Consider the following 23,003-nt stretch of genomic DNA (forward strand, 5'->3'; position numbering starts at 1 on the left):
TGTGTCATCAGCCACGCGCGTTGCCAGCAACCCCGCGCCGCGCCTATGCTCGCCCCGCCCTTCTCCACCGCGCGGAGTGATCCGGTGTCGTCCTTCGCCCTGTCGAAATTGCTGTGGGGGTTGGTGAATCCCGGAAACGCCCTGGTTGTTCTGCTGGCCATCGGCGTCGTCGCGCTGCGCCTGCCGCGCTGGCGGCGGGCGGGGGAGCGGCTGGTCGCCCTGGTCTGCCTGTCGTTTCTGTTGGTGACGATGACGCCGCTGGCGGCCCTGGTCGCCCTGCCGCTGGAAAACCGCTTTCCCCGTCTGGTGGAGCCGGAACGGGTGGACGGAATCATCATGCTGGGCGGGGCGGTCAACCCGCAACTCACCGCCAATCGCGGCGACCCTTCGGTCAACGACGCCGCCGAGCGCATTTTCGCCTTCGCCGACCTGATCCGCCGCCACCCGGAGGCGCGCGCCGTGTTCACCGGCGGCTCCGGCAACCTGTTCGGGCAGGACGTCAAGGAGGACCAAACCATCCGCGCCGTTCTGGCTCAGGCGGGGATTCCCGACGGACGGGTGATCTACGAGACGGAATCCCGCAACACTTGGGAAAACGCCCTGTTCAGCCAAACTCTGGTCGTTCCCAAGCCAGGGGAACGGTGGGTGTTGGTGACGTCGGCGGCGCACATGCCGCGCTCGGTCGGGATTTTCCGCAAGCTTGGTTGGCCGGTGACGCCCCACCCCGTCGATTACCGCACCCGCCACGACGCCAGTCCCTTCGTTCCGGCGGAACTGGATCGCCCCCTGGTCTTGCTGGGCGACGCGGTGCGGGAATGGCTCGGCCTGTTCTCCTATCATCTGATGGAGCGGACCGACGCCCTGTTCCCGGCGCCGTGAGCGCGCGCAACGACCTGTTGGCCCAAGGATCTCTTTTCGTTGATAAAACCGTCACCATTCGCTTGACCGTGTCGCCGTGGGGCGCTATATCACCGCTCCACACCACGGCGCGGCCCCACAAGGACTGCGTCGGAGCCGGTTGGGATGGCGCGGTGGCAGAGTGGTGATGCAGCGGACTGCAAATCCGTGTACGTGGGTTCGATTCCCGCCCGTGCCTCCATCCCGACCTTGAGCTGTGGCAATAGCCGCCGACAAGCCTCGCTTTCGCGAGGCTTTTTTATTGCCGGGTTGTTGGGGTGGCGGCGCGCCCGACCGCCGTCAGTTCAGCATGCCCAAGACCGTCTGCGTCATCTCATCGCCCGTGCTGATGATTTTGGACGAGGCGGAATAGGCGCGTTGGGCGGTGATGAGCGTGGTGAATTGCCCTTCGATGGACACGTTGGAGCCTTCGATTGAGCCAACCGCCAGAGATTCGCCGCTGGCCTGCCCGGTTCCGAAATCGCGGAAGGTGATGCCGCCGGAGTCGGTCGTGACCTGATAGGCCGTGCCGGATTGGGCCTCCAGATCGGTGGCGTTGACCACCGTCACGTCGGGAACCCGGAAAAAATCACGCGTCTTGCCGCCATCAAAGGTGCCGCGCACAAAGCCGTCCGATGTCAGATCAACGCTTTGCAGGCTGCCCGAGGGGATCCCGTCGTTGGAGACCGCCACGTTGCTGATGGTCGTCCCCACCGCCGCGCTGCCCACCGTGGTGTTCATCGCGTCGCCGGTCGAGCCGTAGCCGCCCAGATCGACCGTCATGGCGGGAAGATCGCCGACCGCGCCCAAGGCCAAGGTCGCGTTGATTCCCTTGGTTCCGCCGCTCAACGTGCCGTCCGCCGCGAAGGACAGCGTGCCCAACGACTGCCAACTGGCCGGGTCGCTGACGCTCGCCCCGCCAGCGGCGGAGCCGTCGCCGTTCGTGGCTCCAGCCCGGTAAGCCGTCCACACGCTGGTGCCGTCGGCGTTGCTGGCGGTCTTCATAAAACGCAAATCGACGCTGCCCGCCGCGCCGGTCTTGTCCACCACCGGGATGGACACGCCGACCGTGTTGTCGGCGCCGGGCGTCTGCCCGACCGCCAGTTCGCCGGGCAAGGTGGCGTTCAGGGAAATTTGCGACGTCGTCGCGTAATAGCTTTGCGCCTTGTCCAGCGACACCAATTGCAGATCGGCGGCGCTGCTGGTGGAGGAACTGGCGGTCGGGTTGGCCGGATCAACGGCGAAGCCCATCAGGGCGCGGCCCGACCCGTTGACCAGATGGCCGAAATTGTCCTGCTGGAAATCGCCCGCGCGGGTCAGTTCGGGAATGTTGCTGGCCGAGCTGTTGACGCTGGTCGCCTTGCTGGTGGTCGAATCCACCGTGGTGACGGCGAAAAAGCCACGCCCGACGATGGCGGCGTTGGTCGTCACGCCGGTTTGGCTGATCGTGCCGCTTTTGTCGGCCAGAAGCCGGGCGTCGGCGCGCACGCCGGACCCGTCGAAGGAGGAGCCTTGCGCCACCAGCGCGCTGAATTCGGTTTCGGAGGCCTTGTAGCCGGTGGTGGTGGAATTGGCGATGTTGTCGGAAATGGTGCTGAGCGCCGCCGACTGCGCGGTCAACCCGGTGACGCCCTTGTTCATGATCGTGGTCAACGACATCGCCGGACACTCCCTTTGCGGCACGCCCAGCCACGGGGCGAACGGATTTCAACCTCACTGCTACGAACCGGCGCAGACCCGTCCTGCGCTCCGTTTCGGCAGAAAAGTCAGCCCAGCGCAAAAAAGATATATTTCGTCCCAAATGCTCCGCATCGCTGAGGCGCCGCCGAACGCCCCCGCCAATTTTTTGGCAAATAGGGCTTGGCAGGCCGTCAATGTTTCGCTATACACCCGCCCACGCCAACACCGGCGCTCGCCAGACGGCGCGGCACCGATCCCGGTTAGCTCAGTTGGTAGAGCAGCGGACTGTTAATCCGCTTGTCGCTGGTTCGAGTCCAGCACCGGGAGCCAGATTGAAAAGGGCCGAACGCCGCGCGCGTTCGGCCCTTTTCCGTATGCCCGCCATCCATCCGTGCTTGGTCGTCCGTGATGTGTGGTCCGAACGACACGCTGCCCAAAAGACGATGCGGATCGGCGCGAATAGTCTGCCGCTTTCCCAGGCAGAGGATTAAGCTGACAGCAGTTCCGAACCACCGCCCACACAGTTGGCCGGTTTGACGCGATTCGCCAAACCCGCTGTCCTCAAAGATAAACGCCAGTCCGGGGGCGCCGGTCCGGGGGCTTCTCCCTTGATGGAGGACCGCCATGTTTTTGCCGCTGCATCTGCACACGCCCAGCGACCCGAGACTTCTGCTCGACCATGACGAGCCGTTGCACAGCCGCGATTGCGTCGCGCCGTTGCTTTTGTCCATCATCGCCGCGCTTCTGGCCCTGGCCGTCCTTGGCGCTGATTGGCGAGGAACCTGGTTCGCCTCGGAACCGTCCTTGCCGCAAAGCACCCGGACGCTGATTATGACGCCGCAGCCGCGCTGAGCGGCAAGGCCCGTCCACTCAGCCGACCAGATCGTCGTAAATGGTGGAGTCCGGTTCGCCCTCGCCAGCTTGCGACACCACGCGCTTCCACTCGCCGCACCAGGCGGTGGAGATGGTGACGGGGAAATCGCCTTCCGGGCTGCGCGGCGTCACCACCGGCGGGTAACGATGACACGCGCCCTTCGGTCCGCGCTGGCGCAGGCCCTGCCCCTCCCAGAAGCGGCAGGTGTAACAGGTGTCGAGACGCTTCATCGCGGACCAGCCCCCTTTGTGATCGTCGGCCATCATGGCGGCCTCGGCGGTCTGGCGCAATACGCCCGCGCGCGCGCGTCCAGCGCGCAATCGCGCTTGAAGGTTTGGCGACGTCTTGATGCGGTCGCGCCGCGCGCAATCTCATAAGAAGCGCCCCCACGCCGGGCGCGCGGGCGGGAGGGCGACAGCATGCGGATCCTCGGCGCAACCCACAGAATTCGGCGGCCATGGCCAGATTGGCGGCGCGCCGCGCGCCCGCTCCTGCCGCTGTTGGCGGCGCTGGCGCTGTGGCTCGCCCCGCCAGCGGCCCGCGCCGAGGGGTTGGACGCGGAACGGCTGGTTCAGGCCATCGTCGGCGTGTCCGCCGTCGCCCCGCCCGACGTGCAAAGCTCCCGCAATCTGGGGGCCAAACGCGAAGGCAGCGGAATCGTCATCGACGGGTCCGGGCTGATCCTGACCATTGGCTACACGGTGATGGAGGCCTCCGACATCCAGGTGACGACGGCGGATGGAAAACGCTATCCGGCGACTCTGGTGGCTTATGACACGGTCAGCGGTTTCGGGCTGTTGCGCGGGGAACAGGGGTTTGCGGCGCCGTGGCTGCGGCTGGGCGGCTCCGCCACGCTGACCGAGGGCGACACGCTGCTCGCCCTGACCGGCGGCGAGCGGCGCGGCGCGACGGCGGTGCAACTGGTCAGCAAGCGCGAGTTCGCGGGCTATTGGGAGTATCTGCTGGACGACGCGCTGTTCACCTTCCCGCCGATCCGCGCCTTCAACGGGGCGGCTTTGGTCAACCGCGACGGGGCGCTGGTCGGCGTCGGCTCCCTGCTGGTCGCCCAGGCGTTGGAGGGGCGCGGCCTGCCCGGCAACATGTTCGTTCCGGTGTCGGCGCTGGAACCGATCCTGGGCGATCTGCTGGCCTATGGACAAAGGCAGGAACCCGCCCGCCCCTGGCTGGGCGTGACCCTGCGCGAGGACAACGGGCGCCTGCTGGTCGAACGGGTGTCGCCACGCGGACCCGCCGAAACGGCCGGGCTGCGGGCGGGGGACTGGATCGTCGGAGTCGCGGGCGGTCGTTTCGCCGGGCTGGCCGATTTCTACCGCAAGCTCTGGGGCGTCGGCCCGGCGGGGGTGGTCATCCCGCTGGAGATCATGCGCGGCGCGACGCTGGAGCCGGTGGCCGTGCCGTCCGCCGACCGCGCGCGCTTCCTGCGCCTGAACCCGACCTTGTGAGGGCGGAACGCGTCCAAGCCTGTGACGCGGGGCGGCGGATGGGGTAGAGATCCGCCATTCCCGCCCCACCGCGACCGGACCCGCCCGATGAACCACCCCGACATCGAGATCCTCGACAAGAAGACCGTGTATCAGGGCTTCCTGCGGATCGATTCCTACCGCCTGCGCCACAAGAAGTTTGACGGGACTTGGACCGACGTCCTGCCGCCACGCGAGGTGTGTGATCGGGGACCGGCGGTCGGCGTCATGCTGTATGACCCCGAGCGGGACGCGCTGGTGATGATCGAACAGTTCCGCGTCGCCGCCGCCACCGTTCCCGGCGGCCCGGCCTGGATGACCGAAATCGTCGCCGGGATGGTCGACCCCGGCGAATCGCTGGAGGAGGTCGCCCGGCGCGAGGCGATGGAGGAGGCCGGTTGCGCCATCCAGGAGATCGAGCTGATCGGCGATTATTTCGTCAGCCCCGGCGCCTTCACCGAACAGGTCTTCGTCTATTGCGGGCGGGTGGACAGCCGGGGCCTCGCCGCCACCGGCGGGCTGGCGGAGGAGCATGAGGACATCCGCATCATGGTCATGCCGGTGGACGAGGTCATCGCCCTGATGGACGCCAACCGTCTGCGCAACTCGCTCGCCATCATCGCCGTCGGTTGGCTGGCCCGCCATCGCGAGGCGCTGCGTCGGCGCTGGTTGGGCGAGGCGCATAAATAACGATTATTTTTCGTTCAATGCAGGGTTTCACAGCGCGGCCTTGAATCACGCATTCCAAACACCGATAGTGAATCGATCAAACACCACATTGTCTCAGGAGAGTTTGCCGTGGATATTCGCAACGGCTTTATCGGCGCCATCGGCAACACCCCGCTGATCCGCCTGGAAGGCCCGTCGCAGGCGACGGGGTGCGAGATTCTCGGCAAGGCGGAATTCCTCAACCCCGGCGGGTCAGTGAAGGACCGCGCGGCGCTGGCCATCGTGCAGGACGCGGTCGCGCGCGGGGCGCTGCGCCCCGGCGGCACCATCGTCGAAGGCACGGCGGGCAACACCGGCATCGGTCTGGCGCTGGTCGGCAACGCGCTGGGCTATCGCACCGTCATCGTCATGCCGGAAACCCAGAGCCAGGAGAAAAAGGACATGCTGCGCCTCGTCGGCGCTGATCTCCGTCTGGTTCCGGCGGTTCCCTATTCCAACCCGGACAATTACGTCCGCTTCTCCGGCCGTCTGGCCGAGGAGTTGGCGAAGACCGAGCCGAACGGCGTCGTCTGGGCCAACCAGTTCGACAACACCGCCAACCGCGAGGGCCATCGCCTGACCACCGGCCCGGAGATTTGGGAACAGACCGGCGGGCGGATCGACGCCTTCACCTGCGCCGTCGGCAGCGGCGGCACGCTGGCCGGAATCGGGCTGGCCTTGAAAGAGCGCAACCCCAACATCCGCATCGCGCTGGCCGACCCGATGGGCGCGTCGCTGTTCCATTACTACGCCTTCGGTGAATTGAAGGCCGAGGGCAGCTCGATCACCGAGGGCATCGGCCAGGGCCGCATCACCGCCAATCTGGAAGGCGCGCCCATCGACCAGGCCCTGCAAATCACCGACGACGAAGCGCTGCCGATCATCTTCGACCTCATCAAGACGCAAGGTCTGGTGCTGGGCGGCTCGTCGGGGATCAACATCGCCGCCGCCATGCGGGTGGCCCGCGATCTTGGCCCCGGCCACACCGTCGTGACGATTTTGTGCGATGGCGGGCAGCGTTACCAATCGAAACTCTTCAATCCGGCCTTCCTCCGTGAGAAGAATCTCCCTGTGCCGGATTGGCTCGACTGATTCATTGTCGCGAGGGTTCATGGACGCGCTGTTTCGCGAGGACGCCTACACCCAACGCTGCGCCGCCACCGTGCTTTCGGTGGACGAGCGCGGCGTCCGGCTCGACCGCACGGTCTTCTACCCGACCGGCGGCGGCCAGCCCGGCGACACCGGCTTTCTGCGCTTTGACGGCGGCGAAATCCGCGTCGCCGACACGGTGAAGGGCGAGGGCGGCGCCGACGACGTCATCCATGTTCTCGACCCCGCCGCCACGCCGCCCGCCGTCGGCGCTGTCGTGGAAGCGGTGATCGATTGGGACCGCCGCCACCGCCACATGCGGATGCACACCGCCCTGCACCTGCTGTGCGCGGTGGTGCCGGGGTCCGTCACCGGCGGGCAGATCGGCGCGGACAAGAGCCGCCTGGATTTCAACGTCCCCGCCGAAAGCCTGGACAAGGACGCCATCGCCGCCGCCGTCAACGCGCGGATCGCGGCGGACACCCCCGTCACCACCCGCTGGATCACCGACGCGGAGATGGCGGCGGCGCCGGAGCTGGTGCGCACCATGTCGGTGAAGCCGCCGACCGGATCGGGCCGCGTCCGCCTGCTGAACATCGAGGCCGTCGATCTGCAACCCTGCGGCGGCACCCACGTCGCCCGCACCGGGGAAATCGGCGCCATCGAGGTGGTGAAAATCGAAAACAAGGGCAAGCAGAACCGCCGCGTCGTCATAGCGCTGGTGGACTGACCAGTTTGGACTGACCGCTGCGGACTGACCGCGCCCACTCACAGCAAGGAACCGCCGCCATGACCGATTCGGTCGACACCCTGCCCGTCGACACCCTGCCCGGCCCCGTCGTTTCCACCGACTGGCTGGCCCGCAATCTGGGCCGCCCCGGCCTGCGCGTCCTTGATTGCTCCTGGTATTTCCCGTCGCAGAACCGCGACACCCACGGCGAATTCACCGCCACCCGGATTCCCGGCGCGCAATTCTGCGACGTGGACGACGTGTCCGCCCCCGACACCCACCCCCTGCCCCACATGGTCCCCGACGCCGCGACCTTCGCCGCCAAGATCGGCGCGTTGGGCGTTGGCGACGGCGACACCATCGTCACCTACGACAGCGCCGGAATCGCCACGGCGGCGGCGCGGGTGTGGTGGATGGTCCGGCTGTTCGGTTCTGACCGGGTGGCCGTGCTGGACGGCGGTTTGCCGAAATGGCTGGCGGAGGGTCGCCCGACCGAGTCCGGCCCGGCCCCGGCCCCGGAGGCGCGGGTCTTCACCGCCACCCTGCGCCCGGCTTTGGTCCGCAGCGTGGACGACGTGTTGGCCAACATCGACCGCTCCGCCGATCAAGTGACCGACGCCCGCGCCCAAGCCCGTTTCGAAGGGGCCGCCGCCGAACCCTGGCCGGGCCGCCGCAGCGGGCGCATTCCGGGAAGCTTCAACCTGCCCCACACCGACCTGATCGACGGCGACAGCAAAACCCTGCTGCCGCCGGACGTCATCGCGGCCAGGGCCAAGGCCGCCGGGTTGGATCTCGACCGTCCGGTGGTGGCCTCCTGCGGCAGCGGCATCACCGCCTGCGTCATCGCGCTGGCCTTGGCGACGGCGGGCAAGACCGACGTGGCGATTTATGACGGGTCCTGGGCGGAATGGGGCTTGCGCGCCGATCTGCCGATGGATGTCGGTCCCCGGGTCGGATGAGCGGATGAGCGGCGGCAAACCCACGCCCCTGCTGGCCATCCGCGTCTGCGATCCGCGTGATCGCGACGCGGTGGCGGCGCTGTGGGCGGCCTGCGGGCTGGTGGTTCCCTGGAACGACCCGCTGGCCGACATTGCGCTGGCCCTGTCCAAGCCGAACGCCACCATTTTGCTCGGCACGCTCGACGGTTTGATCCTGTCGAGCGTCATGGTTGGCCATGACGGTCATCGCGGCTGGATTTACTATCTGGCGGTCGATCCGGCCTTTCAGGGCCAGGGACATGGCCGCCGGATGGTCGAAGCCGCCGAGGCGTGGCTGATCGAGGCCGGAATGCCCAAGCTTCAGCTTTTGGTGCGCGAATCCAACCTAGGGGCGCTGGCCTTCTACGAGCGGTTGGGCTATGCCAAATCACCGGCAACGATGATGCAAAAATGGCTGACGAAACCTTCTCGCTGATGCGCCCCGCTTTGCCGACCGCCGTGAAACCCGGTCATCTGTCCGTCATCGTCACCTATCTGGAGATGACGGCCCCGCCCGCTCACGCGCCGCTGGAGCGCCCCAAGGGCGATCTGGCTCTGGTCCGCGCCAACCCGCCGAGCTGGTCCTTCTACCGCTATCTCTACGACACGGTGGGCGAGCCGTGGCTGTGGCACGAGCGTCGCCGCATGGCCCGCAAGGAGCTGGAGCGCAGCCTGAACGATCCGCTGGTCGAGGTCTGGGTGCTGTATGTGAACGGAACCCCGGCGGGCTACGCCGAAATCGACCGGCGCGAGGCGGCGACCGATCTGGCCTATTTCGGCATGCTGCCCGACTTCATCGGCTACAAGCTTGGCCCCTGGCTGCTCGACACGGCGATCCGGCTGGCGTGGCAGGGCGGCGCCAAGAAGCTGGTGGTCAACACATGCAGCTTCGACCACCCGCGCGCCTTGCCGCTGTACCAACGCATGGGCTTCGTCCCGGTGCGCCATGTGGTGCGGGAGATCAAGGATCCACGGATCGGCGGACCGCTGCCAAAAAGCGCGGGGCCGCACATTCCGATTGTGGAGTGAGAATGAGGGATTTTTTGACACCGATGAACACAGATAAACACAGATGGACTAAGAATTAGGCGAATCCGCTTTCTGCTGGAGACAATCAAATCTTTGACGATCCAGCAATGCACCGACGCGGATCGCCCAATAAAATCATCATTCTTATCTGTGTTTATCTGTGTTCATCGGTGTCAAAAATCCTGCCCACGATTGACGCCGCCCAAGAACCTCCGAGTGTGGAGTGAAGAACGGAAAATTTTTTTGACACCGATGAACACAGATAAACATAGATGGACTAAGAATTAGGCCAATCCGCTTTCTGCGGAAGGCAATCAAATCTTTGACGATCCAGCAATGCACCGGCGCGGATCACCCAACAAATCACATCATTTTTATCTGTGTTCATCTGTGTTCATCGGTGTCAAAAATCCTGCCCACGATTGGCGCTACCCCAACACCTCCGCAAGCGCCACGACCAGCGCCTTGTTTTCTTCTTCGCGCCCCACCGTGATGCGCAGGCAGTCGAGCAGGCCATAGTCGCTGACCGGCTTCACCAGAATCCCGCGATGGGCGAGGTGATCGACCACGGCCTGGACGCCGAGAGACGGGTCGGTCGGCACGCGGGCCAGGACGAAGTTGCAGACGCTGGGATAGACCCGCAGGCCCACCCGCTCCAACTCACGCGACAGCCAGGGCAGCCATTCGGCGTTGTGGGCGTAGGTCGCTTCCTCATGCTCGGCGTCGGTCAGGGCGGCGGCGGCGGCGGCCTGGGCTGGGCTGGAGACGTTGAAGGCGCCGCGAATGGCGTTCACCGCCTCGATCACCGGCTGCGGCCCATAGCCCCAACCGACCCGCAAACCGGCCAAGCCGTGCATCTTGGAAAAGGTGCGAATCATCAGGACGTTGTCGGAATTCTCGACGATCTCCGTCCCGTCGCTGTAGTTCGAGCGGCGGCAATAATCGGCGTAGGCCGAATCGAGCACCAACAGCGTGTGCGGCGGCAGGCCGGAGCGCAGGCGCTGCACCAGATCAACCGGAATGTAGGTGCCGGTCGGGTTGTTCGGGTTGGCGAGGAAACAAATCTTGGTGCGGTCGTTGGCGCGGTCGATCATCGCCTGGACATCGACCACCAGATCCCGTTCCGCCGCGATCGTCGCCGTGGCCCCCGCCGCGCGGATCGCCTTCAGGAAGCCGCGATAGCCATGCTCGTGGCACAGCACCTCATCCCCCGGCCCGGCGAAGGCCTGGGTCACGAGATGGATCAGCTCTTCCGATCCGCTGGTGCAAACAATGTGATCGACGTCGATGGAATGGCGGCGCGCGATGGCGTGGCGCAGCGCGTCCTGGCTCCAATCGGGGTAGCGGTGAATCTGCCCGGCGGCCTCGCGGTAGGCGGCCAGGGCCAAGCGGCTGGGTCCCAACGGGTTTTGCGTCAGCGACAAATCAATCCAGCGCCGCCCATCCTTGGGCGGGCGCTGCGACCGATAGGGCTTGATCTGGCCGACACCGGGGCGCGGGCTGAGCAAATCCATGGAACCATCTCCGTTTGCGTTGCAACGAACAGCGCGTCACGGGCAATGATTGAACCCCAATCCGGTGTGCGACGCCATTGGTTATTGCGTCGCACACCGAAAAAAAATTGGGTTTGTTACAAGTTGTCAGTGATTCAGGATCTGGCTGAGGAACAAACGCGTCCGTTCCGACTTCGGGTTGGTGAAGAAGGAATCGGGCGTGTCCTGCTCGACGATCTCGCCACGGTCCATGAAGATCACCCGGTCGGCGACCGACTTGGCGAAGCCCATTTCGTGGGTGACGCACAGCATGGTCATGCCGTCTTCGGCCAACCCGATCATGACGTCCAACACCTCCTTGACCATTTCCGGGTCAAGGGCGGAGGTCGGCTCGTCGAACAGCATCACCTTCGGATTCATGCAGAGCGAGCGGGCGATGGCGACGCGCTGCTGCTGACCGCCCGACAATTGGCCGGGGTATTTGTTGGCCTGTTCGGCGATGCGCACGCGCTTGAGATAGCGCATGGCCATCTCCTCGGCCTCGGCCTTGGGCTTTTTGCGGACCCAGATCGGGGCGAGCGTGCAGTTTTCCAGCACGGTCAGATGCGGGAACAGGTTGAAATGCTGGAACACCATGCCGACCTCGCGGCGCACCAGCTCGATGTTCTTCAGATTGTTGGTCAGCTCGATGCCGTCAACGACGATGGTCCCCTTCTGGTGCTCTTCCAGCCGGTTCAGGCAGCGGATCATCGTCGATTTGCCCGACCCGGACGGGCCGCAGACGACGATGCGCTCGCCCTTTTGGACGCTCAGCTCGATGTTCTTCAGAACGTGGAACTCGCCGTACCACTTGTTGACGCCCGTGCAGCGGATGATCTCTTCGCCGCTCGGGATGTGACGGGCCTGTTGGGCGGCCTGGGACATGATGGTGCGCTCCCTTAGCGACGATGGCTGCGATTCAGGTCACGTTCCAGCTTTTGGCTGTACTTGGACATGCTGAAACAGAAAATCCAATAGATCACGCCGACGAACAGATAGGCTTCGCGGTAAAAACCGCGCCAGGACGGGTCGGACAGCGCCGCCTTGCCCGCGCCAAGCAGATCATACAGGCCGATGATGATGACCAGCGAGGTGTCCTTGAAAAAGCTGATGAAGGTGTTCACCAGCGGCGGAATGGCGATGGCCAGCGCCTGCGGCAGAATGATCTTCAGCATCTTCTGCCAATAGCTGAGGCCCAAGCCGTCGGCGGCCTCATACTGCCCCTTGGGAATCGCCTGCAACCCACCACGGATCGCTTCGGCCATGTAGGCGGCGGCGAACATGATGAAGGCGATCTGGGCGCGCAGCAGCTTGTCGATCGACACGCCGTTCGGCAGGAACAGCGGCAGCATGACCGAGGCCATGAACAGCAGGCTGATGAGCGGCACGCCGCGAATAAGCTCGATGTAGGTGACGCACAGAACCTTGACGGCGGGCATGTTCGACCGCCGCCCCAACGCCAGCAGAATGGCGGCGGGAAAGGCCACGGCCAAACCGATCACCGACAGGATGAGGGTCAGCGGCAGACCACCCCACAGGGTGTTTTCCACCGGCGTCAGACCCAGCACGCCGCCCCACATCAGAACCGCGACGGACAGGAAACCCGCGATCCAGACCAGACCCAGCCAGGGCTTCCAGAAACGACGGTCGCAACTGGCCACCAGCAAGGTGATGAAAATGACAATGGTCAGCAGAGGGCGCCATTGCTGCTCATAGGGGAAGGTGCCGAACAGGATGAAGCGCAGCTTTTCGCCGATGAACCCCCAGCAAGCCCCGCTGTTGTCCTTGCGGCACACCGCCGAAGAGGCGTCCAACCCGTGGGCGTTGATGAACAGCCAATCGACGAAGGGCGGGATCGCCGACCCCAACAGGGCCAGAACCAGCACCGTCAAGATGGCGTTGTACCAGGTGTTGAACAGATTGTTCCGCAGCCACGCGATGGGGCCGACGGTGTTGGCCGGCGGACGTTCGTCCGGCAGGCCGACGCTTTGCACGTTGTCGGTCATGGCCGTTACCGCTCCACCAGCGCGATGCGCTTGTTGTACCAGTTCATGAAGATCGAGATGCTGAGGCTGATCGACAGGTAGGTGCCCATAATCATCGTCACGCCCTCGATCGCCTGCCCGGTCTGATTCAAGGTGGTGTTGGCGATCGACACCAGATCGGGATAGCCGATGGCCAAGGCCAGCGAGCTGTTCTTGGTCAGGTTCAGATACTGGCTGGTCAGCGGCGGCACGATCACCCGCAGCGCCTGGGGCAGAATCACCAGCCGCAGGGTCGGGCCGCTGGGGATGCCGAGCGCGCGCGCCGCCTCGGTCTGGCCCCAATTGACGGCGATGATGCCGCTGCGCACCACCTCGGCGATGAAGGCGGCGGTGTAGATGGTCAAGCCCATCAGGATCGCGAAGAACTCGGGCGACAGAACCATGCCGCCGACAAAGTTGAAGCCCTTCAGCGTCGGCATGTCGAGCGCCGTCGGCGCGCCGCCCGCGACATAGGCGATCAGCGGCAGACCGATCATCAGCCCCAGCGCCGTCCAGCCGACCGGAAAGATCTGGCCGGTGCGCGCCTGCCGGGCCTTGGCCCAGCGCCGCAGGACATAGGCCGCGACGACCGCGACCAGAAAGGCGATCCCCATCATCGTCCAGACGGGATCGGCCGAGGGCGCCGGCACGAACAGGCCGCGCTGCGACAGGAACACGCCGGGAATCGGGTTGAGCGCCGAGCGGACCGGCGGCAAGCCGTCCGACACCAGCGCGTACCAGAAGAAGAGTTGCAGCAGCGGCGGGATGTTGCGGACGATCTCGACATAGGTTGAGGCCAGCTTGGCGATCAGCCAATTGCTGGACAGACGCGCCACGCCGATCAGCGTGCCGATGATCGTCGCCAGAATGACGCCGATGATCGACACCTTCAGCGTGTTCAAGACGCCGACCAGGAAGGCCCGCCCATAGCTGTCCTTGGGCGAGTAATCGATCACATGCTCGCCGATGCCAAAGGCCGCTTCACGCTCCAGGAAACTGTATCCGGTGGCGATGGACCGCCGCGCGAGATTGTCGAGCGTGTTGGAAATCAAAAACCAGCCGACCAAAACAACCGCGCCGACCACCAAGACCTGGTAGACGACGGCGCGGACTGTCGGGTCGCTGAGGGAAAACGATGAGCCACCGGGCGCCGGGGCGCCGCCAGTGGTCCGGGTCTGTGTCGCCACGGATACTCTCCCCCAAACCATCGCGATCCGTTCGGTGTCCTCGCGATCCCGGATTTTTTTCCGGGCCAAATTCCCACACCGACGGATGCGACCATGTCTCCCAATGCGGTCTGTTGCGCGGGCGCTTCACTGGCGCCCTTCGCGACCGCTCTCGTCATCGGCGGGCCGCCCAGCCCCTGTTTGCGGAAGGCGGCCCACAAGCGACTGGCTTACCGGAACGGCGCGGAATATTGCAGGCCGCCCTTGGTCCACAGCGCGTTCAGACCGCGTTCCAGCTTCAGCGGGGTGCCGGGGCCGACGTTGCGGTCAAAAACCTCGCCGTAGTTGCCGACCTTCTTGACGACGTTGTAGGCGTATTTCTCGTCCAGGCCCAACGCCTTGCCCATGCCCGGCGTGGTGCCGAGGAAGCGCAGGATGTCCGGGTTCTTGGAGTTCACGAACTCGTCGACGTTCTTCGAGGTGATGCCGAACTCTTCGGCCTGGATCGCCACGTTGATCGTCCACTTGACGATGTCGAACCATTGGTCGTCGCCATGACGGACGGCGGGGGCCAGCGGCTCCTTGGAGATGACTTCCGGCAGAATGACATGGTCATCCGGCACCGGGGCCACACCGGCGCGGGTTCCGGCCAGACCGGAGACGTCGGTGGTCAGCACGTCGCAACGGCCCGCGAAGTAGGCGGCGTTGACCTCGTCGTTCGACTCGATGACGACGGGGTTGTAGCTCATGTTGTTGGAACGGAAGAAGTCGGCGAGGTTCAGTTCGGTGGTGGTGCCGGACTGGACGCAGACCGTGGCGCCGTTCAGCTCCTTGGCGCTTTTGACGCCGAGCTTCTTGTTCACCATGAAGCCCTGGCCGTCGTAATAGGTGACGGGCGCAAAGTTCAAGCCGACCGAGGTGTCGCGGGTCAGCGTGACGGTGGTGTTGCGCGACAGCAGATCAACTTCGCCCGACTGGATGGCCGGGAAGCGTTGCTGGGCCGACAGCGGGGTGAATTTGACCTTGTTGGGGTCGTTGAAGATCGCCACGGCGACGGCGCGGCAATAATCGACGTCCAACCCGGTCCAGTTGCCCGCGCTGTCCGGGCTGCCGAAGCCCGGCAGGCCGGCGTTGACGCCGCACTGCACGAAGCCGCGCGATTTGACGGTGTCAAGCGTCGCCGCCTGAGCACCGGCGGTAGCGGTAACAACCACGGCCGCAGCGGCGGCGGCCAGGATTCCCGATTTCATAATCTGTAACTCCACCCTGTTCTTGCGTTATCCGCGTTGGAGCGGTCTGACGACGGGCGTGGCCACGGGCGCTTTCATCAGGAATCCCTCAGCAAGCGCGACGCAGCCATGCACGCAGGACAAGAGTGCATCAACTTGATCCGCCTTGTCGAATCCTCTGTGCGTCGCTGGTGTTACCAGAAGAAGCCAATGGCCTCAGACCCTTCCCGCAGAATCGCCTATGGCCGTTCCCGCCGGGGAGTGCGAAGATGTTCGCCCGATCACGAACAGTATCCAGCGAAACGGACAGTCGATGAAGGACGTTGCCAAGGACACCACTCTGGTCCATGCCGGACGCGACCCGCGCGCCAACCACGGCATCGTGAATCCGCCGGTCTATCATTGCTCGACCGTGCTGTTTCCGACTCTGGACGCGCTGGAGGACAGCGACCGCCGGTCGTTTGAGATCATCAATTACGGGCGCGTCGGCACCCCGACCACCTTCGCCTTTGAACAGGCGGCGGCGGAGTTGGAGGGCGGTTTCCGCGCGGTCAACACCGGATCGGGCCTGTCCGCCATCGCCACCGCGCTGTCCGCCTTCACCAAGGCGGGCGACCATGTGCTGATCACCGACACCGCTTATGGGCCGACCCGCCGATTCGCCAATGAGACGCTGATTCCCTATGGCGTCGAGGTCGAATTCTTCGATCCCTGCGTCGGGGCCGGGATTTCGGCGCTGCTGCGCCCCAACACCCGCGTCGTCTTCCTCGAATCGCCCGGCTCGCTGACCTTCGAGATTCAGGATGTTCCGGCCATCGCCAAAGCGGCCAAGGCGGTTGGCGCCGTCGTGATGATCGACAACACTTGGGCGACGCCGCTGTTCTTCCGCCCGTTCGAGCATGGGGTGGACGTGTCGATCCACGCGGCGACCAAATACATGGTGGGCCATGCCGACGCGATGCTGGGAATCATCGTCTGCCGCGACGAAGCGACGTGGACCACAGTGAAAAAGACCGCCACCCGCTTTGGCGTCTGCGCTGGGCCGGACGATCTGTTCCTGGGCCTGCGCGGCCTGCGCACCCTGTCGGTTCGCCTGAAGCAGCATCAGGAAAGCGCGCTGATTCTGGCCGATTGGCTGGCCGCCCGCCCGGAAGTCAGCCGCGTTCTGCACCCGGCCCGCGCCGATTTCCCCGGCCACGCCCTGTGGAAGCGGGATTTCACCGGCTCCAGCGGCCTGTTCTCCGCCCTTCTCAACCCGGTGCCGCGCGCGGCGCTGGCGGCGATGCTGGATGGTTTGGAGCTGTTCGGGCTTGGCTATTCCTGGGGCGGCTTTGAAAGCCTGATCCTGCCCGCCCGCCCGGCGGGGGTGCGCACCGCCACGCGCTGGACGGAGCCGGGGCCGTTGCTGCGCCTGCACGCCGGGTTGGAGCATCCCGACGATTTGATCCGCGATCTGGACAACGCGTTCCGCCGTCTCAACGCCGCGCTTTGACCGGCTGTGTTTGAAAGGATTTTGTCATGACGGACGCCACCGCGTTCGCGGACGTGTTGGACGCCATCCTGTTCAACGCCGACGGGCTGGTTCCGGCCATCGCCCAGGCCGAGGGCGGCGGCGAGATTCTGATGATGGCCTGGATGAACCGGGACTCGGTCATCGAAACGCTGACCACGGGCCGCGTCTGCTATTGGTCGCGCTCGCGCGGCGGGCTGTGGCGCAAGGGCGAGACCTCCGGGCAGGTCCAGCGGTTGAAGGATTTCCGGGTCGATTGCGACGGCGACACCCTGCTGTTGATCGTCGAACAGGACGGCGTCGCCTGCCACACCGGGCGGCGCAGTTGCTTCTACCGCGCCTGGCGCGACGGCAAACTGGAGATCATCCAAGAGGTCCAGACCGATCCGAGCGAGTTGTACGGCCATCACGGCCACAGCCACGGCTGAACCTGCTTTTTGGGGAATCCCGAGGATCGGTCAGTTTGCCGCAGCGCGGCGGCCCGACAATCCCAAGCTTGCTTGATCCATGTCAAAGGATGGTTCGGCCAAAAGGGATAGAGATTGTCTTGTCTCAAAACCCTCCCTGTATTCGACTGCGCCGGGCATTCCTATGGATGCCCGGCTCATTTTTTGTCCGCTCCGTTTCACGCGAAAAACTTGAATACAAATTCGTCTTATTTGATGTGGATCAACGCCGCCTTTATGACCTTCGGATAGGGTCTGTTCGTCTCTAAACCTCCCTGTATTCCCTTAAGCCGGACATCCTTTCAGGATGATCCGGCTTTTTTCTGTCCTGGTTCTGCGCTCCCCCTCCCCCTTCGGAAGGCGTCCGGCGGGCCAATGGGGCGTTGTGAAAATCCGGTTGCATACCGCCCGAAGGTTGGTGGACCCTCACGGTCATTCCACGCTGTGGGCGGAGGAGACAGGCGGCGGAGCCTGCTGTTTCAACGTCGCCCCGTGAAGGAACAGGAGGGAGATCGGATGTCACGCTGGGCGGTTCATTTTCTCGAATCTCAAGGCGACCTGTCGCCATGGAAAGAAGGGATTCTGGAGCAGACCAGTCAGGCCATGGAGCGGATCGAACGGGCTTTGTCCGCCCCGCCCGTCGATGTTCTGTATCAACGCCTGTCGGGCTATGTGATTCCAGAATTCGGTCATGCTGGTTATGTGCACGGAATTGGCTTGATTTTCATCACCTTGGATCCCGAAAATCCGAATTTTTCACAGCATCTGGGCCAGACCTTGCAAGAAACCCTTGCTCACGAAGTTCATCACTGCACCCGTTCCGCCAGCTTCGGCTACAACACGGTGTTTGCCGACGCCCTCATTTCCGAAGGGCTTGCCGACCATTTCACCGATGAGATCTTTGACGGCAAGGGCCAATATTGGGATCACGCGCTGTCGGAAGACCAGCTTCAGGTTTTCCTGCGTCGGGTCAAACCGATCCTCGATCATCAACGCTATGATTACGACGCTTGGTTTTTTGGGAAGGAGGAGGACGGCATCCCCCGTTGGACGGGCTACAGCCTTGGCTACCGAATCGTCCAGGAATATCTGAGGCGAAACCCGGACGCCCGCGCCAGCGCTTTGCACGGCGCGCCAACCGCCGACATCCTTGGTCCCGTCATGGATTTGTTTGACGCGTAACGCCATAGGCCCGCATCAACTGGCCCACCGCGTCGGCGATCACCGTTTCGTCGTCCGCCGTCACCGGCAGGCCGAGCATGGTCGGCCAGAACATCACCTCTTTGACGCCGCCGAGATACTGGCTGGCGACCGTCGCTGGGTTGGGCGCGTTCAGGCGTCCGCGCGCGTGTTGGCTGGCGATGTAGGTTTCCAGCAGGGCGACGGCACGGCTCTTGCCTTCCTTCAGATAATCCTCGGCCAGATCGGGGAAGCGCTGGTGTTCGGCGATGACCAGACGCAGCAGCCCTTTCACCTCTGGGCGGCGCATGTGGGTCAGCAATTCGCGGGTGAAGGCGGGCAGCACGGTTTCCGGCGGTTGATCGGGCGCCAATCGGTCGGATTCGGCGACGTTCAAGCCCTCATACAGACCGGCGACCACGGCGCGGAACAGGTCGCGCTTGCCGGGAAAATGGTTGTAGACGGTGCGTTTGGACACCCCGGCGTCGGCGGCGATGGCGTCCATCGAAGTCGCCTCGTAGCCCTGGGTGACGAAGGCGCGGGTGGCCGCCTGGACCACGGCGCGGCGTTTGGCGTCGCCGCGCGCCTTGCTCGGAACCCCTGTGGCTGGAACTCCTGCTGTCGGAATCCCTGTTGTGTCGCGCCCGGTTGACATGGCTCTCCCTTTGAAAGTACACTGCACAGTGTAGTGTACTTATCTGACATCCCGCATCACTGTAATCCGCCCTGGATCGGGGCGGGAGAGGAAAACCATGGACACGCGCACCCTGGGTGGTTCTTCGCTGACCGTTTCGGCCCTTGGTCTGGGCTGCATGGGCATGTCGGAATTTTACGGCCCAACCGACGAAACCCAATCGCTCTCCACGCTGGAACGGGCCTTGGAACTGGGCGTCACCCATTTCGACACGGCGGACATGTATGGCTCCGGCCACAACGAGACGCTGCTGGGCCGCTTTCTGGCGGGCAAGCGCGACCGCGTGGTGGTGGCGACCAAATTCGGCATCGTCCGCCAGCCCGGCGTCTATGACCGCAGCATCGACAGCAGCCCGGCCTATCTGCGCCAAGCCTGCGAGGAGTCGCTGAAGCGTTTGGGCGTCGAGGTCATCGACCTCTATTACGCCCACCGCCTGAACCCCGATGTGCCGGTGGAGGACACCGTCGGCGCCATGGCCGATCTGGCGCGGGCGGGCAAGATTCGGGCGCTGGGCCTGTGCGAGGTGTCCGCCGCCACCCTGCGCCGCGCCCACGCCATCCACCCCATCGCCGCCGTGCAAAGCGAATATTCGCTGTGGACCCGCGACATGGAGGCGGACGTGCTGCCGACCTGCCGGGATCTCGGCGTGTCGTTGGTGGCCTACGCGCCGTTGGGGCGCGGCCTGCTGACGGCGACGATCAGCGATCAAAAGCAGTTGGCGGACAATGATTTCCGCCGTCTGTCGCCGCGTTTTCAGGACGGCAATCTGGACGCCAACCTGCGCTTGGTCGATGCGGTGACGGCGCTGGCCGAGGCCAAGGGCTGCAAGCCGGGACAGGTGGCCTTGGCCTGGCTGCTGGCCCAGGGGCCGGACATCCTGCCGATCCCCGGCACCAAGCGGATCCCCTATCTGGAGGAGAATGTCGGCGCGGCCTCCGTCGTCCTGTCGCCCGAAGAGGTCGCGGCCTTGTCGGCGGCGATCCCGCCGGGGGCGGCCAGCGGCGACCGTTACCCGGCGGCGGGAATGCGCGGCCTGAACGCCTGACGGGTTTTCGGGCTTCCGGGCGGGAGGCGCCGGTTACTTCGGCGTCCCCGACCAGACCTGAAATTGCGGGGTTTCCAGCAGCATCTCGGCGTGGCCGAAGGCGGTCTTGAACAGCTTGCCGACGCCCGCCGTGCGCTGCGTCACCGCGATCAGCGTGCCGCGCAGCTTGAGATACTGCTTGGTCCCGGCGACCAGGGCCTCCAGCATGCTGAAATCCTCGTCCTTGCCGCGATGGAGCGGCGGGTTCGACAGGATCAGGCCAAAACGCTCGCGGGTTCCCAGACCGGCCAGACCGTCGCTCAACACCATTTCGGCGTCGGGCACATTCTGGCGGGCGGCGTGCAGGGCCACCGCGTCGATGTCCAGCAGGGTCAACAGCGCCTCGGGCTGGCGTTCGCGCACCGCCCGCGCGATGACGCCCGCGCCACAACCGAAATCCAGCACCCGCACGCCCGCCGCGATCTCTGGCAGCACGCGCAACAGGCATTCGGTCCCGGCGTCGAGATGACCATGGGCGAACAGGCCGGGGTAGGAGGTCAGTTCCAAGGCCGCCGCCGGTTCCGGCAAGGGCAGGCTGACCGTTTGCCGCCAATCCTCCAGCGCGCCATGGGCGGGTTCGGCGGTGCGGTGGGTTTCCAGAACCCGCGCGCGGCGCTTGATGATGAGGGTTTCCACCCCCTCGACCAGCCCGTCAAAATGCTTGACCGCCGAGGTCACGCCCTCGTCGTTGCTGCCGACGATCCACAGCGGCGCGCCGACCGGCAGGCGGGCGGCCAGCGCGTGCAAGGCCATCTCGAACGAGGCCCAACCGCGCGGCAGGCGCAGAACCGCGCCGTCAAAGCCCCCGTCGGGCGGCCACGCCGTCGCCGTCTTGCCGTCCTGCGCCAAACGCAGCCAGGGAACGACCTGCGCCCCGCCCTCCGTCAACGCCTGGGCGATGCCGCCGTCGGAATCGAAGGCGACGAGAATCCGGCCCTGCGGCTTGCGCTCGCTCAACGCCTCCGCCGCGACGGCGGCGATGGTGGAATCGCGATCCGTCGCGCGGTTGTCCAATCGGCTCACAGGCTTCAACTCTTCTCTGGCTTGGGAAAATCTGGTCCGACGCCAAGGGCGTCAGCCGCAAAGGCGTCAGGAGACGCTAAACGCGCAATTGGCGAACACCGTCAACACGGCGAAAAGCCCCTCTCCCTTGACGGGAGAGGGGTTGGGGTGAGGGTGGAAAAGCGACCTTCCCGGCCCTTGGCCGGGCACCCCTCATCCCAACCCTTCTCCCGCAAGGGGAGAAGGGCTTCTCGCCGCATTCGGCTTTTGCTTCAATTCTTGTCCCGCATCAGCCGCGCCTTGTCGCGCTGCCAACTGCGTTCTTTTTCGGTTTCGCGCTTGTCGTGCTTCTTCTTGCCGGTGGCGACGCCGATCTCGACCTTGGCCATGCCACGGTCGTTGAAATAGATCGACATCGGAATCAGCGTCATGCCCTTTTGCTTGACGCCAGCGGCGAGCTTGTCCAGCTCGCGGCGGCGGATCAGCAGCTTGCGCGGGCGTTTCGGCTCGTGCTGAAGCCAGCGCCCGGCCTGAAGATATTCGGGGATGTAGGCGTTGAACAGAAACAGCTCCCCACCCTTCAGACCGGCGTAAGACTCGTTCACGCTGGCGCGGCCGCCGCGCAACGACTTCACCTCGGTGCCGGTCAGCATGATGCCGGCCTCCAAGGTGTCGTCGATGAAGAAGTCGAAGCGCGCACGGCGGTTTTGCGCCGCGTATTTTTTTACTTCTGTGTCGCGCGACAAAGGCTTTCTCCTTGCGGCCTACCGTCCGATCAGGACAGCAGACCGGCTTTGGTCATGGCCGCGCGCACGGCGGCGCGGGCGCTTTCAGTCGCCGGAACCAGCGGCAGGCGCACCTCGTCGGTGGCGAGACCCAGCAGGCTGGCGGCGAACTTCACCGGGGCCGGGCTGGTTTCCACGAACATGGCGTCGTGCAGCGGCGACAGCACGTCGCGCAGGCGGAAGGCTTCCTTCAGATCGCCCTTGGCCCACGCCGTCTGCATGGCCGAGCACAGCGCCGGAGCGATGTTCGCCGTGACCGAGATGCAGCCGACGCCGCCCTGGGCGTTGAAGGCCATCGCGGTGGCGTCCTCGCCCGACAGTTGGATGAAGTCGGGGCCGACCTCCGTCAACAGGCGGGACGGGCGGGACAGATCGGCGGTGGCGTCCTTCACGCCGACGATGTTGGGCAGCTTGGCCAGCCGCGCCATCGTCGTCACCGACATATCCACGACACTGCGGCCCGGAATGTTGTAAATGAAGATCGGAAAATCCGCCGCGTCATGGATCGCCTTGAAATGCTGGTACAGACCCTCTTGAGACGGCTTGTTGTAATAGGGCGTGACCACGAGCGCCGCCTGCGCGCCCGCCTTCTTGGCGTGACGGGTCAGCGCGATGGCCTCGTCGGTCGCGTTGGAGCCGCTGCCCGCCATGACGGGAACCTTGCCGCCCGCCGCCTCGATGCACAGCTCGACGACGCGGTTGTGTTCCTCATGGCTGAGCGTGGGCGATTCGCCGGTGGTGCCGCAGGGGACGAGGCCGTGGGTGCCTTGCGCGACATGCCATTCCACGAAGGACTGGAACGCAGCCTCATCCACTTTCCCGCCCTTGAACGGAGTCAAGAGAGCGACGATGGAACCGTGGAACATGGCTGCCTCCTCAGACGGACT

At 65.0% G+C, this 23,003-nt stretch carries 24 protein-coding genes and 2 tRNA genes; 15 read left to right on the forward strand and 11 right to left on the reverse strand.

Going from position 1 to position 23,003, the window contains the following annotated elements:
• Positions 1 to 45: 45 nt before the first annotated feature.
• Both D3877_RS04975 and D3877_RS04980 read left to right on the forward strand, forming a co-directional pair.
• Positions 46 to 879: a YdcF family protein gene (locus tag D3877_RS04975; protein WP_119830792.1), complete on the forward strand. Its 834-nt coding sequence runs from the start codon at positions 46 to 48 to the stop codon at positions 877 to 879.
• 146 nt (positions 880 to 1,025) lie between these two features.
• Positions 1,026 to 1,099: transfer RNA gene (locus D3877_RS04980), tRNA-Cys, on the forward strand.
• Positions 1,100 to 1,197: 98 nt separating this feature from the next.
• Here D3877_RS04980 and D3877_RS04985 read toward each other — a convergent pair.
• Positions 1,198 to 2,556 (reverse strand): flagellar hook-basal body complex protein, encoded by a 1,359-nt coding sequence (locus tag D3877_RS04985; RefSeq protein ID WP_119829616.1) that lies wholly within the window; start codon positions 2,554 to 2,556, stop codon positions 1,198 to 1,200.
• A 275-nt stretch (positions 2,557 to 2,831) separates the two neighbouring features.
• Here D3877_RS04985 and D3877_RS04990 point away from each other — a divergent pair.
• Positions 2,832 to 2,907: transfer RNA gene (locus D3877_RS04990), tRNA-Asn, on the forward strand.
• 294 nt (positions 2,908 to 3,201) lie between these two features.
• Positions 3,202 to 3,429 carry a hypothetical protein gene (locus D3877_RS04995; RefSeq protein ID WP_119829617.1) on the forward strand — a complete coding sequence of 76 codons (228 nt, stop codon included), beginning with the start codon at positions 3,202 to 3,204 and terminating at the stop codon, positions 3,427 to 3,429.
• Positions 3,430 to 3,447: 18 nt separating this feature from the next.
• Here the strand turns inward: D3877_RS04995 and D3877_RS05000 are convergent, their stop codons facing one another.
• A complete protein-coding gene (locus tag D3877_RS05000) occupies positions 3,448 to 3,681 on the reverse strand; it encodes a hypothetical protein (RefSeq protein ID WP_119830793.1) in 234 nt (77 codons plus the stop codon).
• 189 nt (positions 3,682 to 3,870) lie between these two features.
• On the opposite strand from D3877_RS05000, the gene D3877_RS05005 reads away from it, so the two are divergent.
• The 7 genes from D3877_RS05005 (at position 3,871) to D3877_RS05035 (ending at position 9,465) form a co-directional block, all read left to right on the forward strand.
• Positions 3,871 to 4,914 (forward strand): S1C family serine protease, encoded by a 1,044-nt coding sequence (locus D3877_RS05005; protein WP_119829618.1) that lies wholly within the window; start codon positions 3,871 to 3,873, stop codon positions 4,912 to 4,914.
• Between the two features lie 87 nt (positions 4,915 to 5,001).
• Positions 5,002 to 5,622, forward strand: a complete 621-nt coding sequence (locus D3877_RS05010) for an NUDIX domain-containing protein (protein WP_119829619.1) — start codon at positions 5,002 to 5,004, stop codon at positions 5,620 to 5,622.
• Positions 5,623 to 5,730: 108 nt separating this feature from the next.
• Positions 5,731 to 6,732 (forward strand): cysteine synthase A, encoded by a 1,002-nt coding sequence (locus D3877_RS05015; RefSeq protein ID WP_119829620.1) that lies wholly within the window; start codon positions 5,731 to 5,733, stop codon positions 6,730 to 6,732.
• 19 nt (positions 6,733 to 6,751) lie between these two features.
• On the forward strand, positions 6,752 to 7,459 hold the full coding sequence (locus tag D3877_RS05020) for an alanyl-tRNA editing protein (RefSeq protein WP_119829621.1): 708 nt from the start codon (positions 6,752 to 6,754) through the stop codon (positions 7,457 to 7,459).
• A gap of 59 nt (positions 7,460 to 7,518) precedes the next feature.
• Entirely contained in the window at positions 7,519 to 8,418 is a 900-nt protein-coding gene (locus tag D3877_RS05025; protein WP_119829622.1) for a sulfurtransferase, read from the forward strand.
• Between the two features lie 4 nt (positions 8,419 to 8,422).
• A complete protein-coding gene (locus tag D3877_RS05030) occupies positions 8,423 to 8,872 on the forward strand; it encodes a GNAT family acetyltransferase (protein ID WP_119829623.1) in 450 nt (149 codons plus the stop codon).
• Positions 8,848 to 9,465, forward strand: coding sequence for a GNAT family N-acetyltransferase (locus D3877_RS05035; RefSeq protein WP_119829624.1), 618 nt, complete (start codon positions 8,848 to 8,850; stop codon positions 9,463 to 9,465). The genes D3877_RS05030 and D3877_RS05035 overlap by 25 nt, the downstream gene beginning before the upstream one ends.
• A gap of 428 nt (positions 9,466 to 9,893) precedes the next feature.
• Here the strand turns inward: D3877_RS05035 and D3877_RS05040 are convergent, their stop codons facing one another.
• From D3877_RS05040 to D3877_RS05060, 5 genes are all read right to left on the reverse strand, one after another.
• A complete protein-coding gene (locus D3877_RS05040) occupies positions 9,894 to 10,979 on the reverse strand; it encodes a pyridoxal phosphate-dependent aminotransferase (RefSeq protein ID WP_119829625.1) in 1,086 nt (361 codons plus the stop codon).
• A gap of 126 nt (positions 10,980 to 11,105) precedes the next feature.
• Positions 11,106 to 11,882 (reverse strand): amino acid ABC transporter ATP-binding protein, encoded by a 777-nt coding sequence (locus D3877_RS05045; RefSeq protein WP_119829626.1) that lies wholly within the window; start codon positions 11,880 to 11,882, stop codon positions 11,106 to 11,108.
• A gap of 14 nt (positions 11,883 to 11,896) precedes the next feature.
• Positions 11,897 to 13,003: an amino acid ABC transporter permease gene (locus D3877_RS05050; RefSeq protein ID WP_119829627.1), complete on the reverse strand. Its 1,107-nt coding sequence runs from the start codon at positions 13,001 to 13,003 to the stop codon at positions 11,897 to 11,899.
• Between the two features lie 5 nt (positions 13,004 to 13,008).
• Positions 13,009 to 14,208: an amino acid ABC transporter permease gene (locus D3877_RS05055; RefSeq protein ID WP_119829628.1), complete on the reverse strand. Its 1,200-nt coding sequence runs from the start codon at positions 14,206 to 14,208 to the stop codon at positions 13,009 to 13,011.
• 209 nt (positions 14,209 to 14,417) lie between these two features.
• A complete protein-coding gene (locus D3877_RS05060; protein WP_119829629.1) occupies positions 14,418 to 15,437 on the reverse strand; it encodes a transporter substrate-binding domain-containing protein in 1,020 nt (339 codons plus the stop codon).
• Between the two features lie 292 nt (positions 15,438 to 15,729).
• On the opposite strand from D3877_RS05060, the gene metC reads away from it, so the two are divergent.
• The 3 genes from metC (at position 15,730) to D3877_RS05075 (ending at position 18,554) form a co-directional block, all read left to right on the forward strand.
• Positions 15,730 to 16,908: a cystathionine beta-lyase gene (gene metC, locus D3877_RS05065; RefSeq protein WP_119829630.1), complete on the forward strand. Its 1,179-nt coding sequence runs from the start codon at positions 15,730 to 15,732 to the stop codon at positions 16,906 to 16,908.
• Between the two features lie 26 nt (positions 16,909 to 16,934).
• Complete coding sequence (gene hisI, locus D3877_RS05070) at positions 16,935 to 17,354, forward strand: phosphoribosyl-AMP cyclohydrolase (protein ID WP_119829631.1); 420 nt, start codon at positions 16,935 to 16,937, stop codon at positions 17,352 to 17,354.
• A 393-nt stretch (positions 17,355 to 17,747) separates the two neighbouring features.
• The gene (locus D3877_RS05075; RefSeq protein WP_119829632.1) at positions 17,748 to 18,554 is read left to right on the forward strand and encodes a DUF2268 domain-containing putative Zn-dependent protease; all 807 of its coding nucleotides are present in this window, start codon (positions 17,748 to 17,750) and stop codon (positions 18,552 to 18,554) included.
• On the opposite strand, the gene D3877_RS05080 is transcribed toward D3877_RS05075, so the two are convergent.
• Positions 18,532 to 19,206, reverse strand: a complete 675-nt coding sequence (locus tag D3877_RS05080; protein ID WP_119829633.1) for a TetR/AcrR family transcriptional regulator — start codon at positions 19,204 to 19,206, stop codon at positions 18,532 to 18,534. The genes D3877_RS05075 and D3877_RS05080 overlap by 23 nt on opposite strands.
• Positions 19,207 to 19,303: 97 nt before the next feature.
• Between D3877_RS05080 and D3877_RS05085 the strand changes: the two genes are divergently transcribed.
• Positions 19,304 to 20,290, forward strand: a complete 987-nt coding sequence (locus D3877_RS05085) for an aldo/keto reductase (RefSeq protein ID WP_119829634.1) — start codon at positions 19,304 to 19,306, stop codon at positions 20,288 to 20,290.
• Positions 20,291 to 20,323: 33 nt separating this feature from the next.
• Here the strand turns inward: D3877_RS05085 and D3877_RS05090 are convergent, their stop codons facing one another.
• The 3 genes from D3877_RS05090 to dapA all read right to left on the reverse strand — a co-directional run bounded on the left by D3877_RS05090 (position 20,324) and on the right by dapA (position 22,982).
• Entirely contained in the window at positions 20,324 to 21,352 is a 1,029-nt protein-coding gene (locus D3877_RS05090; protein ID WP_119829635.1) for a class I SAM-dependent methyltransferase, read from the reverse strand.
• A gap of 251 nt (positions 21,353 to 21,603) precedes the next feature.
• Positions 21,604 to 22,077, reverse strand: coding sequence for an SsrA-binding protein SmpB (gene smpB / locus D3877_RS05095; RefSeq protein WP_119829636.1), 474 nt, complete (start codon positions 22,075 to 22,077; stop codon positions 21,604 to 21,606).
• A gap of 29 nt (positions 22,078 to 22,106) precedes the next feature.
• Positions 22,107 to 22,982, reverse strand: coding sequence for a 4-hydroxy-tetrahydrodipicolinate synthase (gene dapA, locus D3877_RS05100; RefSeq protein ID WP_119830794.1), 876 nt, complete (start codon positions 22,980 to 22,982; stop codon positions 22,107 to 22,109).
• Positions 22,983 to 23,003 lie beyond the last annotated feature (21 nt).

The organism is Azospirillum cavernae, assembly GCF_003590795.1.
Classification (GTDB): Bacteria; Pseudomonadota; Alphaproteobacteria; order Azospirillales; family Azospirillaceae; genus Azospirillum; species Azospirillum cavernae.

Coding starts and splice junctions, on each gene's coding strand:
- D3877_RS05075 (WP_119829632.1), top strand. CDS start 17,748: ATGGGGCGTTGTGAAAATCCGGTTGCATACCGCCCGAAGGTTGGTGGA.
- D3877_RS05035 (WP_119829624.1), top strand. CDS start 8,848: ATGGCTGACGAAACCTTCTCGCTGATGCGCCCCGCTTTGCCGACCGCC.
- D3877_RS05050 (WP_119829627.1), bottom strand. CDS start 13,003: ATGACCGACAACGTGCAAAGCGTCGGCCTGCCGGACGAACGTCCGCCG.
- D3877_RS05000 (WP_119830793.1), bottom strand. CDS start 3,681: ATGAAGCGTCTCGACACCTGTTACACCTGCCGCTTCTGGGAGGGGCAG.
- D3877_RS05020 (WP_119829621.1), top strand. CDS start 6,752: ATGGACGCGCTGTTTCGCGAGGACGCCTACACCCAACGCTGCGCCGCC.
- D3877_RS05030 (WP_119829623.1), top strand. CDS start 8,423: ATGAGCGGCGGCAAACCCACGCCCCTGCTGGCCATCCGCGTCTGCGAT.
- D3877_RS04995 (WP_119829617.1), top strand. CDS start 3,202: ATGTTTTTGCCGCTGCATCTGCACACGCCCAGCGACCCGAGACTTCTG.
- D3877_RS05040 (WP_119829625.1), bottom strand. CDS start 10,979: ATGGATTTGCTCAGCCCGCGCCCCGGTGTCGGCCAGATCAAGCCCTAT.
- D3877_RS05080 (WP_119829633.1), bottom strand. CDS start 19,206: ATGTCAACCGGGCGCGACACAACAGGGATTCCGACAGCAGGAGTTCCA.
- D3877_RS04975 (WP_119830792.1), top strand. CDS start 46: ATGCTCGCCCCGCCCTTCTCCACCGCGCGGAGTGATCCGGTGTCGTCC.
- D3877_RS05010 (WP_119829619.1), top strand. CDS start 5,002: ATGAACCACCCCGACATCGAGATCCTCGACAAGAAGACCGTGTATCAG.
- D3877_RS05025 (WP_119829622.1), top strand. CDS start 7,519: ATGACCGATTCGGTCGACACCCTGCCCGTCGACACCCTGCCCGGCCCC.
- D3877_RS05045 (WP_119829626.1), bottom strand. CDS start 11,882: ATGTCCCAGGCCGCCCAACAGGCCCGTCACATCCCGAGCGGCGAAGAG.
- D3877_RS04985 (WP_119829616.1), bottom strand. CDS start 2,556: ATGTCGTTGACCACGATCATGAACAAGGGCGTCACCGGGTTGACCGCG.
- metC (WP_119829630.1), top strand. CDS start 15,730: ATGAAGGACGTTGCCAAGGACACCACTCTGGTCCATGCCGGACGCGAC.
- D3877_RS05005 (WP_119829618.1), top strand. CDS start 3,871: ATGCGGATCCTCGGCGCAACCCACAGAATTCGGCGGCCATGGCCAGAT.
- hisI (WP_119829631.1), top strand. CDS start 16,935: ATGACGGACGCCACCGCGTTCGCGGACGTGTTGGACGCCATCCTGTTC.
- dapA (WP_119830794.1), bottom strand. CDS start 22,982: ATGTTCCACGGTTCCATCGTCGCTCTCTTGACTCCGTTCAAGGGCGGG.
- D3877_RS05085 (WP_119829634.1), top strand. CDS start 19,304: ATGGACACGCGCACCCTGGGTGGTTCTTCGCTGACCGTTTCGGCCCTT.
- D3877_RS05060 (WP_119829629.1), bottom strand. CDS start 15,437: ATGAAATCGGGAATCCTGGCCGCCGCCGCTGCGGCCGTGGTTGTTACC.